Below are 11,685 nucleotides of genomic sequence, written 5' to 3'. Positions count from 1 at the left end.
TCATTTTTCCCTCAACTGTGGGACAGCAGTGCGCTGATGCGGGGCTTTTTTTTGCCGTTTAATACGGATTCAGCGAATGACCTGAGTCATTACCTCCAGCGGAATGCTGACCCGCTGACGGCTCTGGCTGACGCCGTTAAGGCCCCGGGTAGCCTGGTTCTGCTCCACGTCGATGCTGCCCATGGGGCGCCACTGTCCCGGTGTGACCCGCAGGGTGGTGGCGCTGTGCTCGGTGGCCACGGTGCCGTTGGCCGGGCGGTCGTAGCTCTGGCTGATCTGCAGTACCACATCGCCGTCGCGGGTCAGTTGCGGCACCACCTCAATGCCCTTGTCCAGGGCCACTAGCTGGGTATTGCGCGGCCAGCCGCCGGTCAGGGCCACCAGGGTGCCTTCGGTGATGCGTGCCGGATAACCACTGAGCGTGCGGATGTGGTACTGATCCAGCTGTTGTTGCTGGCGCTGCTGGTGTTCGAAGCGAATCTGCCCGCTGCTGCTGTCAGGAATCTGGATATGCACATTGGCCTGGGCGCGGCTTTGTGTCTGGCTGCTGCTGCCCTGGCGGCGCAGGTAGACCACCACCGTTACCGGTTTGTCATCCAGCTGGCCCAGGGCCGCCTGCAGCTCGGCCATGTTGTCATCAGTGGTGCGAATGATCAGTTGGCCCTGGTAGAGGCGCACGGAGCCCCCCGGCGGCAGCATGGGCTCGATCACCGATGCCAGGTGCGCCGCATCCGGTCGGTTGAGAACGTGAATGTGAAAATCCTCTGCGCCAGCGGGCAGGGAGCCCAGCAAGCTGAAAAACAGCAGGGCAAAGGGCAGGAAGCGATGATGTCTGGCCATGGCATGCTCTCTTTTTCGACTACCTTAGTCCCTGCTGGCGTTAGCGGCCAGCCCGCGTGTCACAGGGAGGAAAAAGCGGCAGAAAAAACGCATAATGCGCCTCCCGCAACGGAGCCGGCCCCATGTTTGCCAATAGTCGCCAAGTGCAGTCCAACCAGCAGGGTGTCCACCAGGACCTGGAGAAGGTCGTTCGACGTCATCTGGAAAACCCATGGCGAGCACCCATTGCCGAGCATGACCAGCAGGCGTTTGCCCGGTTGTCCGAATGGCGCCGGCAACAGGGGGTCGAGCGTGCGTTGATGCTGGATTCCGGTTGTGGCACGGGGCGCTCTTCGGTGGCACTGGCGCGGCGTTTCCCGGAGGCGCTGGTGGTCGGTGCGGACCAGTCCCGGGACCGTCTGGATCGGGCCGGGCGCCGTTTTTCGCCCCTGCCGGATAATCTGTTGTTGTTGCGCACGGATTGTGCCGGTCTGTGGCGTTTGATGGCCCAGGCGCAGTGGCGTCTGCAACGCCATCAAATTCTCTATCCCAATCCCTGGCCGAAAGGCGCTCATCTGAAGCGGCGCTGGCATGGTCATCCGGTCTGGCCCACGGTGCTGGCGCTGGGTGGCACGCTGGAAATGCGCAGTAACTGGCCGGTGTATCTGTATGAGGTAGAGGCGGCGCTGGCGCTCAGTGGTGTGCAGGCCCGTGTGGCTACGCTGGCGCTGCAGGACGCGCCGGCCACGGATTTCGAAGAGAAATATCAGGCCAGCGGCCAGTCGCTCTGGCAGTTGAGCGCGACGCTTTAGTCCGGCACCGGGCAGTGCGTCATGTCGGGGGGTGAGGCTACAGACGCAGCTCGCGCAATTCGGGGTTGCCGCCGGCCCGCTCCCAAAGAGTCTCGAAATCCCTGGCCAGTCGCGGAGCGCGGGGTAAATGCCGTGCACACAGATCCAGCCGGGCCGGGCGCGGCCAGCCGCGGGCTTCAAACAGTGCCACACCATCGCCGATGGCGTGGCACTGCTGGTCGTCCCGGTCATCCTCCTGGGTTTGCTTGAGCGTCAACCGCGAGGGCAGGCGCCGGGCCAGATGAATCAGGCGGTGGCCGCTGCGCACCGCCTCGCCGGCATCGTCATAGAGAACGCGGATATCCACCCGGGCGCTGGTCAGTGCCAGGGCCTTGAGGGCGTCGCAGACACGGGCGTCCGCGGTCAGAGCATCGAGCTGCGGAAGGCGCAGCCACAGGCGTCGCCGGCTGGCCGCAATCAGGGCGGCCAGCGCCTCGCTGGCCTGAGACCGTGGCGGGTGCAGCAGGGTGTCGTCCTCGCCAAGCGTGGAGAACATTCAGATCAGCGGCTTGAACATTTGCCGGTGGGGGATATTGGCATCCATAAAGATGCCCCCTGACACGGAAAAGCCGGCTGCCTCATAGAAGCTGGTGGCATGGGTCTGGGCATGCAGGAAGATCTCTTCCATGCTGCGTGCCCGTGCCGCTTCCTCGGCGGCGACCAGCAGGGCGGTGCCAATGCCATTGTTGCGTTGTTCGCTGAGTACGCAAAGGCGGCTCAACTGACCGGAGGGCAGCAAGCGGATACAGCCCGCCGGGCGCTGCTCGGCATCCAGGGCGAGGAAGTGGGTAGCATCCTGGTCCAGGCCGTCCCATTCCAGCTCGTCGGGCACGTGCTGTTCGTTGATGAAGATCCGCTGGCGCAGTTCACGCAGGGCAGCTTCATGTTCGTCCCAGGAGGTCTCGATAATACTAAAGGGCATGGGGGCCTCGTTACAGCGGGGCGAAATAGCCTTGCTCAATCCATTCATCCAGTAACTCTCTTGCGGCCGGTTGCATGACCGCATTCAGTTCTTCTCCGGTGTAGCGGCGCTGGCGGGCCAGCAGGGCGACCAGAGGACGTTGTTGTTCTGTCAGCGACCAGCTGTCGCCGTTGAGCCAGGCAATGTTGCCCTGGCATAGCAGGCGAACACTGCCGTGGCGGACCAGCTCGGTCTGCGGGCTGCGCTCGCGAATATGGGGCTCGTCGGCGGCAAATTCAAGCCCGTCCAGACGCGGTGTGGAAAGCCACCGATAGAGGGCCTGCTCCACCCACTGGGGTTGCAGCAGATCCAGGGCACCGCGGATCAGCTGCTGGCGATCTGCGGTGGCCAGCCGGGCCGGGTCGTCGCAGGGCGTTCGCTGCGGATCAGTGAACAGCTCGCTGTCAGCCTGGGCCAGGCATTCCCCGGCGATTTCCGCCATCAGTGCCTGATAATCCGGCGCCCGAAAGCCCACAGACCAGGTGATGCAGTCGCTGTCCAGCGCCACGCCGTGGTGGGCCACACCGGGCGGCAGGTAGAGCACGTCACCGGGTTCGGCCACGAATTCTTCGCGCACGGTCATGTCGGCCAGCAGCTTGAGCTGGTCGGTGTCCTGGCGCGGGCTGTTGTCGTCACAGACATCACCCAGCTGCCAGTGACGCCGGCCGGTGGCCTGGATCAGGAAGACGTCATAACGATCAAAGTGCGGCCCCACACTGCCACCCTCGGTGGCATAACTGATCATGATGTCTTCCAGGCGCCAGGCGGGCAGGAAGGCAAAGCTGTCCAGCAGCAGGGAAACACCGGTCAGGCAGTGGTCCACGGACTGGACCAACAGGGTCCAGTCACGTTCGCCGAGTGCCGGGTAGACGGTTTCGTCGAAGGGCCCCTGGCGGAGTTGCCAGGGGCCGAGCCCACGCCCCTCGATGATGCGAGATTCCACCGCCTCGTCCATGGCCAGGCCGGCCAGGGTATCCGCATCCGGGTAATCCAGGCCGGTCGCACTGGCCGGCATGAACAGGGGGGCTTTCTGCCAGTGGTCACGCAAAAACGCCGCCGCGTCCAGCGGCAGCGTAAAGCGGGGCAGGCTTTCGCTCATGGCTGGCCGGCTCAGGCCTTGCGGGCCTGGGCGCCGGCGTTACCCACGTAGCTGGCCGGGGTCATGGCCAGCAGGCGTTCCTTGGCGTCTTCGGGAATTGCCAGGTCGTTGATGAAGGCGGCCAGGGTTTCCTGGTTGATGCCATCCTTGCCGCGGGTCAGCTCCTTGAGCTTTTCATAGGGCTTTTCGATGCCGTAACGACGCATCACCGTCTGGATCGGCTCGGCCAGGACTTCCCAGGCGTTGTCCAGGTCCGCGTTCAGCTGGGTCGGGTTGACCTGCAGCTTGCCGATGCCTTTCAGGCTGGCTTCGTAGGCAATCAGGCTGTGGGCCAGGCCGACGCCCACGTTGCGCAGCACGGTGGAGTCGGTCAGGTCGCGCTGCCAGCGGGAGATCGGCAGCTTGGCGGCCAGGTGGTCCATGATGGCGTTGGCCAGGCCCAGATTGCCCTCGGAGTTCTCGAAATCGATCGGGTTGACCTTATGGGGCATGGTGGAAGAGCCCACTTCACCGGCCACGGTCTTCTGCTTGAAGTAACCCAGGGAAATGTAGCCCCAGACGTCACGGTCGAAGTCCAGCAGGATGGTGTTGAAGCGCATCAGGGCGTGGAAGTACTCGGCCACGCAATCGTGCGGTTCGATCTGGGTGGTGAAGGGGTTGAAGGTCAGCCCCAGGCTTTCCACAAAGCGGCGGGCAAAGGCCTCCCAGTCCACGTCCGGGTAGGCGGACAGGTGGGCGTTGTAATTGCCCACGGCGCCGTTGATCTTGCCCAGTAGTTCCACTGCGGCAAACTGGTCACGCTGGCGCTGCAGGCGGGCAACCACGTTGGCCATTTCCTTGCCGACGGTGGTGGGGGAGGCGGACTGTCCATGGGTGCGTGACAGCATCGGCTGGTCGGCCTGGGCATGGGCCAGCTTGCGGATACCGCTGATCACCTGGTCCAGTTTGGGCAACAGCACCTCGCGGGCTTCGCGCAGCATCAGCGAATAGGACAGGTTGTTGATGTCTTCGCTGGTGCAGGCGAAGTGAACGAATTCGCTCATCTTGGCCAGCTCGTCGTGGGCGGCCATCTTTTCCTTGATGAAGTATTCCACCGCTTTCACGTCGTGGTTGGTGGTGGCCTCGATTTCCTTGATGCGCTCGGCATCCTTCATTTCAAAATCGCGGGTCACGCCACGCAGATGCCAGGCGGCCTGGCCACTCATCAGCGGTACTTCGGGAATATTCTTGTCGTGGGCCAGTTGTTCCAGCCAGCTGACTTCCACATGGACGCGGAAACGGATCAGGCCATATTCACTGGTAATACTGCGCAGGGCATCCACCTTGCCGGCATAACGGCCGTCGACCGGGGAAATGGCAGTCAGAGGGGTAAAGCTGGACATGTCTGGCTCCTGAGAACAATGCAAAGGCGGCGCAATCATACAGTAAAACCGCAGGGGCTGCGTTAGCAGCTTGCCAGCCCGTGCGGCAGTTTGTGTCAGCGCTGCCAGGCCGGGCTTGCCGGGTAGCAAGTAAAGCTATTTATAGCTTTAAATTTTACCTATAAATCATTGATATTTATTGACTCTATGGCGTCAATAAGACGCTTTCTCTGAAACAGCAGGTGCCAGCGGCGACCGCCCAGCTGGTGCCAGAGAAAGGCGGCGCGCACGCCGGCCAGGAACAGTGCCCGAATACGGGCGGCCTTGTCTTCATCCTGCAGGTGAGCCGGTTCTCCCCGGACCTGGATGCGAAAGCGGAAGGTGCCCAGGGTGTCCAGGTAGATGCCGGCCAGACGATGGCAGAAGGCATCGTCGGTGATGTCATCGAAATGGGCCTGCTGGCCGGACAGGGCTAGCAGGCGGTGGCGCAGGATGCTGATGGTGTCGCTCTGCTTGCGTAGCTTGCCACTCAGGTGCAGCAGCGCCAGACCGTAATTGAGCGGGCGCATGTGCGGCCCGTTGGCTTCCTTGCCGAGACTGCGATTGAGCAGGCTCAGGCCTTCGCGCAGCATGGCAGGCTGCGGGTAGATGGCCTGGAACTCGGTGGCATCCATGGCCATGACCCCTTCCAGCAGGCTGCGCAGGGCGCGGCGATCACAGTCACCGCGACTGGCGATGTCGTCGGCCAGCTGGGCGGCTTCAAAGACCGCGGCCAGGGCCAGCAGTTGCTGTTGTTGTGGTGTCAGTTGCGGTGTCAGTTCCGTCGTCATGCGGTCTCCTCAATGACGGCGCCGCCCAGACATTCCTGGCCATGGTAGAACACCACCGATTGGCCGGGGGTGACGGCTCGCTGGGGCACATCAAAGATCACGCGAACCTTGCCATTGCCGGCATCTTCCACGATGCAGGCCTGGTCGGGCTGGCGGTAACGGGTTTTGGCGGTAAGACGTGCTGGCAGGACTGGCGCTTGCAGGGCGGTCCACATGACCGGCGCGCTGGTCAGCTCGCGGCGGAAGAGCAACGGATGGTCGGTGCCCTGGACGGCGATCAGCACGTTGCGCTCGAGATCCTTGCCGGCCACATACCAGGGGGCATCGCCGGCATCGGCACGACCGCCGATACCCAGGCCCTGGCGCTGGCCCAGGGTGTAATACATCAGGCCGTCATGCTGGCCGATGACATGGCCATGATCGTCCTCGATGTTGCCGGGCTGGGCGGGCAGGTACTGCTCCAGGAAGTCCTTGAAGCGTCGCTCGCCGATAAAGCAGATACCGGTGGAGTCCTTCTTCTTGTGGTTGGCGAACCCCTTTTCCTCGGCAATCTGGCGGACCTGGGGTTTTTCCAGGTCGCCCAGCGGAAACAGGGTGCGGGCAAACTTCTCGTGATCCACCGCGTGCAGAAAGTAGGTCTGGTCCTTGTTGGTATCCACGGCCCGCAGCAGCCGGGCCGGGCCACTGTGATCCACCCGCGCATAGTGACCGGTGGCGATGTAGTCCGCGCCCAGGGTCACGGCGTGATCGAGAAAGGCCTGGAACTTGATTTCCTTGTTGCAGAGGATGTCCGGATTGGGCGTGCGGCCGGCCCGGTATTCCGCCAGAAAATGCTCGAACACCCGGTCCCAGTATTCACTGGCGAAGTTGGCGGTATGCAGCTCGATGCCCAGCACGCCGGCCACCTGCATGGCATCCATCAGATCCTCGCGGGCGGTGCAGTACTCGGTGCCGTCGTCCTCGTTCCAGTTCTTCATGAACAGGCCTTCCACCTGGTAGCCGGCATCCAGCAGGCGGGCGGCGGCCACGGAGGAATCCACACCGCCGGACATGCCGACGATCACACGGGTGTCTTGGGGCGCTCTGGATGACACGATCAACCTCGTTGCAGGGGCCAGGGGTGCTGGTAAATGGTGTCCAGCGGTAGTCGGCGGCCGGACAGGTAATCGTCCAGGCAACGCTCCACCAGCGGGCTGCGATGCTGGTGGCGGCGGGCACGGAACTGGTCCGGAGTCAGCCATTCAGCGTCCAGAATGCCGGTGTCCAGCTTCTGGCGCGGATCATGGCTGATCGGCCGGGCGATAAAGCAGGTACGATAATAGACGCCCGCGCCCTTGCGTGGCTGGAAGATATACCAGCCGAGCAGGTCGGTGACTTCCACCTGCCAGGCGGTTTCTTCCAGCGTCTCGCGGTAGGCTGCCTGCATCAGGGTTTCGCCGAACTCGGCGTGCCCGGCGGGCTGGTTGAGCACCTCTTCGCCCTGGCTCATTTCGCGCACAAACAGAAAACGGCCATCTTGTTCCACAACACAGGCCACAGTAATGTGCGGTTCGAAACTGTTCATAGCATCCCTTGGTTATCGTTACCCGGTATGGGGGCATGGGGCCCGAGGATCAATGGCAGGCTGTTTCGCCAGCCTGACAGGGGCGAGAATGGTAGCGTAGAGCGGCCGTCGACAACAGGTTGATTAGTTCATGAGCAACAAGCAATTCAGCCATCTGGACAGCCAGGGCAGGGCGCGGATGGTGGATGTTACCGACAAGAGCGAAACCCGGCGCCAGGCCGTGGCCGGGGCAAGGCTGCGCATGCAGCCGGCCACACTGGCGATGATCCGTGACAATGCCCACCCCAAGGGTGACGTGCTGGCCACGGCGCGCATTGCCGGCATCCAGGCTGCCAAGAAGACCTGGGATCTGATTCCGCTGTGCCACCCGCTGATGTTGACCGGGGTCAAGGTGGAGATCGAGCCCGAGGGCGATGACTGCCTGGTGATTACCGCCCTGTGCAAGCTCAAGGGGGTGACCGGCGTGGAAATGGAAGCGCTGACGGCGGCGTCGGTGGCGGCGCTGACCCTTTATGACATGTGCAAGGCGGTGGATCGCGGCATGGTCATCGAGCAGGTCTGTCTGCTGGAGAAGCAGGGCGGGCGCAGTGGCCATTTTGTCCGTGATGCCCCGGGGAGTGACGATGATTGAACTGCGTTTTTTTGCGGCCCTGCGTGAACGGGTGGGCCATGACCGCCTGTCCGTCACGCCGCCGGAACAGGTGACCACCGTTGAGCAGCTGATCCGCTGGCTGGCTGAAGACAACCCGACAGTGGCCTCGGCGCTGGCGGCGACGCCACGCTACATGGTGGCCATCAACGAAGAGCTGGGCTCCCCGGCGAGCACGCTGAGCCCCGGTGATGTGGTGGCGCTGTTTCCGCCGGTGACCGGCGGATGAAGCGCCATATCGAGATCTGCGAGCGGCCGCTGGCGAGTGCGGCGCCCGCCAGCTGGCTCCATGATGCCGGTCTTAGTGGTGCCCAGGTACAGTTCTGTGGCCAGGTCCGCGACGAGCAAGGGCAGGTTCAGGCACTGCATCTGGAGCATTACCCGGGCATGACGGAACGGGTATTGCGCGCCATCGTGGCGCAGGCCGGCGAGAAATGGCCCCTTAATGGTGCCTGGGTGGTGCACCGCATTGGCACCATCACCGCCGGTGATGACATCGTTCAGGTGGCGGTCAGTGCGTCCCACCGGCAGGATGCCTTTCAGGCCTGCGCCTTCATCATGGACCTGCTCAAGACCCGCGCGCCGTTCTGGAAGAAGGAGCTTATCGGCGGCCACTGGCAGTGGGTCGAGGCCCGCGAGTGCGACGCCGAGGCGGCCGCTGCCTGGCTACAGCAGGCTTCGGTGCATGAACCGTGAGACGGCGCCATTGGCCGGGAGCCAGGCCGTCCAGCGTCCAGTCACCGATCTGCCAGCGTACCAGTCGCAGGGTGGGGTGACCGATGGTGGCGGTCATGCGCCTGACCTGGCGGTTGCGACCTTCGTCTATGGTGAGTTTCAGCCAGCTATCGGCTACCGTTTTGCGCTCACGGACCGGCGGATGCCGGGGCCATAACGATGGTGGCTCGATGGCTTCCACGCGGGCGGGCCGGGTAGGGCCGTCCTTGAGTGTGACCCCCTGGCGCAGTTTTTGCAGTTGCTCCGCGCCGGGCACCCCTTCCACTTGCACCAGATAGGTCTTGGGCAGATGAAAGCGGGGATCGCTGATGCGTGCCTGCAGGGCACCGTCATCGGTCAGCAACAGCAGCCCCTCAGAATCCCAGTCCAGTCGGCCGGCGGGGTAGACACCCGCTACCGGCATGAATTCGCCCAGGGTTTGTCGCCCGCGCTTGTCGGTGAACTGGGAAAGCACCTGAAAGGGTTTGTTGAGCAGGATCAGCTGCGCCATAGAGAAAGTCTGGTCCATGAGAGGTTTGGCGAGATGGTCGTGAGCGTTTTGATACGCGAAAGGTACGTCGCTCTCTAACAAGGGTACTGCGTGAGTGCTATACTCGCCACCGCACGCCGAATTACGGTTTTATATAGAGGGAGTAGTGTAGATGGGATACCAAAAGATCACGGTTCCCGCGGACGGTGACAAAATCACCGTAAATGCGGACCTATCCCTGAATGTCCCCAACCACCCGATTATTCCTTATATCGAAGGGGACGGCATCGGTGTTGATATCTCACCGGTGATGATCAAAGTGGTTAATGCCGCTGTAGAAAAAGCCTACGGCACCAAGCGTGGCATCACCTGGATGGAAATCTACGCCGGGGAAAAAGCCACTGTGGTATACGGGCCTGATGTATGGCTGCCCGAGGAAACCCTGGAAGCCATGCGTGAATTCACAGTGGGCATCAAGGGCCCGCTGACCACCCCGGTAGGTGGGGGCATCCGCTCCCTGAACGTGGCGCTTCGCCAGGAACTGGACCTTTACACCTGTATGCGCCCGGTGCGCTGGTTCGAAGGGGTTCCCAGCCCGGTTATCCACCCGGAACTGACCGACATGATCATCTTCCGGGAGAACTCCGAAGACATCTATGCCGGTATCGAGTGGGCCGCCGACAGCCCGGAAGCCACCAAACTGATTCGCTTCCTGCGCGAGGAAATGGGCGTTACCCAGATCCGTTTCCCGGAAGGCTGTGGTATCGGCATCAAGCCGGTGTCCCGTGAGGGCACCCAGCGTCTGGTTCGCAAGGCGATCCAGTACGCCATCGACAATGACAAGGATTCCGTCACCCTGGTGCACAAGGGCAACATCATGAAGTACACCGAGGGGGCCTTTAAGGACTGGGGCTACGAGCTGGCCCGGGACCGTTACGGCGCCGAGCTGCTGGATGGCGGCCCCTGGCTGACCATGAAAAACCCCAATACCGGCAAGGATATTGTCATCAAGGACGTGATCGCGGATGCGTTCCTGCAGCAGATCCTGATGCGCCCGGCGGATTACAGCGTGATCGCCACCCTCAACCTGAACGGTGACTACATTTCCGATGCCCTGGCAGCGGAAGTGGGCGGTATCGGTATTGCGCCGGGGGCCAACATCGGTGGGTCCGTGGCGCTGTTCGAGGCCACCCATGGTACGGCACCCAAGTATGCGGGCCAGGACAAGGTGAACCCGGGTTCCCTGATCCTGTCAGCGGAAATGATGCTGCGTCACATGGGCTGGGCGGAAGCGGCAGACCTGATTATCAACGGCGTGGAAGGGGCCATTGCGGCCAAGACCGTGACCTACGATTTCGAGCGTCTGATGCCCGATGCCACCCTGCTCAAGTGTTCCGAATTCGGGGATGCTGTGATAGAGCACATGGGCGTGTAACCACGCCCACAGCTACGGCTGATCAGGAAGGCGTCGACTGTTCTGCAGCGGCGCCTTCTTCATGTGTGGCAGTGTCATCATTGTCGCTGGCGCGCAGATTGACGGCGTGAAACCCCTTGTTGGCGGCCTGCACCTCGTATTCCACCGGTTGGCCAGCCTTGAGGCTTTTGTAACCGTCCATCTGTATATAGGAGTAATGCACGAACAGATCCTCGCCGCCTTCGTCCGGCCGGACAAAGCCATACCCCTTGGCGTTGTTAAACCACTTTACTCGTCCCGTTGCCATGGTCCTTCCCTCTGCCTATCCAATGGCGTTTGCTTTTTTGTTATACCCGGCCTTCAGCTGCGGTAGACTGTAATTACCGGATCATTGCACAACTTTTAATCATGCTTGGCAGGGTGTCAAGCCCACCGAAAATTTGCCGCCCCGGGATTGAAAAACACCCTGCCGCCCATCACTTCTTCATTGCCTGCTGACGCCAGCAGGGTTACAACGGTTTTAAGAGATATGAACTGGCAGCACATTCAACAGCAATCACACCCCCTGACATCTGGCCCGATTCCGCTGCGCGGCGGGCCTGCAGACGAGCCCGAACAGCCGGGGCGTCAGGGGGACCTGGCGGTGGAAGAGGCCAAGCCCAAGCTCAGAAAGCCGTCCATGTACAAGGTGCTGATGCTGAATGACGACTACACACCGATGGATTTTGTCGTTGAAGTGCTGGAGACCTTCTTTAGTCTGGACCGTGAGCAGTCAACCCGGATCATGCTCACCGTTCACACCCAGGGAAAGGCAGTGTGCGGGGTCTATCCCCAGGACATCGCCGAAACCAAGGCCACGCAAGTGGTGGATTACGCCCGGGAAAATCAGCATCCGCTGATGTGCCAGGTGGAAAAAGCCTGAGGACCACGGTG

Annotated in this window: 16 protein-coding genes; 6 read left to right on the top strand and 10 right to left on the bottom strand. The window is 62.2% G+C overall.

Going from position 1 to position 11,685, the window contains the following annotated elements; translation table 11 throughout:
- Positions 1–69: 69 nt before the first annotated feature.
- Positions 70–840, bottom strand: coding sequence for a hypothetical protein (locus A11A3_RS12955; RefSeq protein WP_008929763.1), 771 nt, complete (start codon positions 838–840; stop codon positions 70–72).
- 122 nt (positions 841–962) lie between these two features.
- Between A11A3_RS12955 and trmB the strand changes: the two genes are divergently transcribed.
- Positions 963–1,631 carry a tRNA (guanine(46)-N(7))-methyltransferase TrmB gene (gene trmB / locus A11A3_RS12950; protein ID WP_008929762.1) on the top strand — a complete coding sequence of 223 codons (669 nt, stop codon included), beginning with the start codon at positions 963–965 and terminating at the stop codon, positions 1,629–1,631.
- Positions 1,632–1,668: 37 nt separating this feature from the next.
- Here trmB and A11A3_RS12945 read toward each other — a convergent pair whose 3' ends face one another.
- From A11A3_RS12945 to A11A3_RS12915, 7 genes are all read right to left on the bottom strand, one after another.
- Positions 1,669–2,166 (bottom strand): DUF7931 domain-containing protein, encoded by a 498-nt coding sequence (locus A11A3_RS12945; RefSeq protein ID WP_008929761.1) that lies wholly within the window; start codon positions 2,164–2,166, stop codon positions 1,669–1,671.
- A complete protein-coding gene (locus A11A3_RS12940) occupies positions 2,167–2,592 on the bottom strand; it encodes a GNAT family N-acetyltransferase (RefSeq protein WP_008929760.1) in 426 nt (141 codons plus the stop codon).
- A 10-nt stretch (positions 2,593–2,602) separates the two neighbouring features.
- Entirely contained in the window at positions 2,603–3,730 is a 1,128-nt protein-coding gene (locus A11A3_RS12935; protein ID WP_008929759.1) for a JmjC domain-containing protein, read from the bottom strand.
- An 11-nt stretch (positions 3,731–3,741) separates the two neighbouring features.
- Positions 3,742–5,112 carry an adenylosuccinate lyase gene (purB, locus tag A11A3_RS12930; RefSeq protein ID WP_008929758.1) on the bottom strand — a complete coding sequence of 457 codons (1,371 nt, stop codon included), beginning with the start codon at positions 5,110–5,112 and terminating at the stop codon, positions 3,742–3,744.
- Positions 5,113–5,270: 158 nt separating this feature from the next.
- On the bottom strand, positions 5,271–5,921 hold the full coding sequence (gene hflD / locus A11A3_RS12925; protein WP_008929757.1) for a high frequency lysogenization protein HflD: 651 nt from the start codon (positions 5,919–5,921) through the stop codon (positions 5,271–5,273).
- Positions 5,918–7,015 (bottom strand): tRNA 2-thiouridine(34) synthase MnmA, encoded by a 1,098-nt coding sequence (gene mnmA / locus A11A3_RS12920; protein ID WP_040297191.1) that lies wholly within the window; start codon positions 7,013–7,015, stop codon positions 5,918–5,920. The genes hflD and mnmA overlap by 4 nt, the downstream gene beginning before the upstream one ends.
- Positions 7,016–7,017: 2 nt before the next feature.
- Positions 7,018–7,485 carry an NUDIX hydrolase gene (locus A11A3_RS12915; protein WP_008929755.1) on the bottom strand — a complete coding sequence of 156 codons (468 nt, stop codon included), beginning with the start codon at positions 7,483–7,485 and terminating at the stop codon, positions 7,018–7,020.
- A gap of 130 nt (positions 7,486–7,615) precedes the next feature.
- On the opposite strand from A11A3_RS12915, the gene moaC reads away from it, so the two are divergent.
- Genes moaC through A11A3_RS12900 form a run of 3 tightly spaced genes read left to right on the top strand, consistent with a single transcriptional unit; the run spans position 7,616 to position 8,830 of the window.
- Positions 7,616–8,116, top strand: coding sequence for a cyclic pyranopterin monophosphate synthase MoaC (gene moaC / locus A11A3_RS12910; protein WP_008929754.1), 501 nt, complete (start codon positions 7,616–7,618; stop codon positions 8,114–8,116).
- Positions 8,109–8,363 carry a molybdopterin converting factor subunit 1 gene (gene moaD, locus A11A3_RS12905; RefSeq protein WP_008929753.1) on the top strand — a complete coding sequence of 85 codons (255 nt, stop codon included), beginning with the start codon at positions 8,109–8,111 and terminating at the stop codon, positions 8,361–8,363. Before moaC ends, moaD begins: the two co-directional genes overlap by 8 nt.
- Positions 8,360–8,830, top strand: coding sequence for a molybdenum cofactor biosynthesis protein MoaE (locus A11A3_RS12900; protein WP_008929752.1), 471 nt, complete (start codon positions 8,360–8,362; stop codon positions 8,828–8,830). Before moaD ends, A11A3_RS12900 begins: the two co-directional genes overlap by 4 nt.
- Here the strand turns inward: A11A3_RS12900 and A11A3_RS12895 are convergent.
- Complete coding sequence (locus A11A3_RS12895) at positions 8,736–9,359, bottom strand: pseudouridine synthase (protein ID WP_008929751.1); 624 nt, start codon at positions 9,357–9,359, stop codon at positions 8,736–8,738. The genes A11A3_RS12900 and A11A3_RS12895 overlap by 95 nt on opposite strands.
- A 151-nt stretch (positions 9,360–9,510) precedes the next feature.
- On the opposite strand from A11A3_RS12895, the gene icd reads away from it, so the two are divergent.
- Positions 9,511–10,773: an NADP-dependent isocitrate dehydrogenase gene (gene icd, locus A11A3_RS12890; protein ID WP_008929750.1), complete on the top strand. Its 1,263-nt coding sequence runs from the start codon at positions 9,511–9,513 to the stop codon at positions 10,771–10,773.
- Between the two features lie 22 nt (positions 10,774–10,795).
- On the opposite strand, the gene A11A3_RS12885 is transcribed toward icd, so the two are convergent.
- Complete coding sequence (locus tag A11A3_RS12885; RefSeq protein WP_008929749.1) at positions 10,796–11,059, bottom strand: cold-shock protein; 264 nt, start codon at positions 11,057–11,059, stop codon at positions 10,796–10,798.
- Positions 11,060–11,281: 222 nt separating this feature from the next.
- Between A11A3_RS12885 and clpS the strand changes: the two genes are divergently transcribed.
- Positions 11,282–11,674 carry an ATP-dependent Clp protease adapter ClpS gene (clpS, locus tag A11A3_RS12880; protein ID WP_008929748.1) on the top strand — a complete coding sequence of 131 codons (393 nt, stop codon included), beginning with the start codon at positions 11,282–11,284 and terminating at the stop codon, positions 11,672–11,674.
- The last annotated feature ends 11 nt before the right edge of the window (positions 11,675–11,685 follow it).

The organism is Alcanivorax hongdengensis A-11-3, from assembly GCF_000300995.1.
GTDB lineage: Bacteria > Pseudomonadota > Gammaproteobacteria > Pseudomonadales > Alcanivoracaceae > Alcanivorax > Alcanivorax hongdengensis.
The sequence above is the reverse complement of the archived record's forward strand: the minus strand, read 5'-3'. Positions and strand labels throughout refer to the sequence as shown.

Excerpts from the sequence above, each read along its gene's own strand:
- A11A3_RS12955 (WP_008929763.1), bottom strand. The coding sequence starts at position 840 with ATGGCCAGACATCATCGCTTCCTGCCCTTTGCCCTGCTGTTTTTCAGC.
- trmB (WP_008929762.1), top strand. The coding sequence starts at position 963 with ATGTTTGCCAATAGTCGCCAAGTGCAGTCCAACCAGCAGGGTGTCCAC.
- A11A3_RS12945 (WP_008929761.1), bottom strand. The coding sequence starts at position 2,166 with ATGTTCTCCACGCTTGGCGAGGACGACACCCTGCTGCACCCGCCACGG.
- A11A3_RS12940 (WP_008929760.1), bottom strand. The coding sequence starts at position 2,592 with ATGCCCTTTAGTATTATCGAGACCTCCTGGGACGAACATGAAGCTGCC.
- A11A3_RS12935 (WP_008929759.1), bottom strand. The coding sequence starts at position 3,730 with ATGAGCGAAAGCCTGCCCCGCTTTACGCTGCCGCTGGACGCGGCGGCG.
- purB (WP_008929758.1), bottom strand. The coding sequence starts at position 5,112 with ATGTCCAGCTTTACCCCTCTGACTGCCATTTCCCCGGTCGACGGCCGT.
- hflD (WP_008929757.1), bottom strand. The coding sequence starts at position 5,921 with ATGACGACGGAACTGACACCGCAACTGACACCACAACAACAGCAACTG.
- A11A3_RS12915 (WP_008929755.1), bottom strand. The coding sequence starts at position 7,485 with ATGAACAGTTTCGAACCGCACATTACTGTGGCCTGTGTTGTGGAACAA.
- moaC (WP_008929754.1), top strand. The coding sequence starts at position 7,616 with ATGAGCAACAAGCAATTCAGCCATCTGGACAGCCAGGGCAGGGCGCGG.
- moaD (WP_008929753.1), top strand. The coding sequence starts at position 8,109 with ATGATTGAACTGCGTTTTTTTGCGGCCCTGCGTGAACGGGTGGGCCAT.
- A11A3_RS12900 (WP_008929752.1), top strand. The coding sequence starts at position 8,360 with ATGAAGCGCCATATCGAGATCTGCGAGCGGCCGCTGGCGAGTGCGGCG.
- A11A3_RS12895 (WP_008929751.1), bottom strand. The coding sequence starts at position 9,359 with ATGGCGCAGCTGATCCTGCTCAACAAACCCTTTCAGGTGCTTTCCCAG.
- icd (WP_008929750.1), top strand. The coding sequence starts at position 9,511 with ATGGGATACCAAAAGATCACGGTTCCCGCGGACGGTGACAAAATCACC.
- A11A3_RS12885 (WP_008929749.1), bottom strand. The coding sequence starts at position 11,059 with ATGGCAACGGGACGAGTAAAGTGGTTTAACAACGCCAAGGGGTATGGC.
- clpS (WP_008929748.1), top strand. The coding sequence starts at position 11,282 with ATGAACTGGCAGCACATTCAACAGCAATCACACCCCCTGACATCTGGC.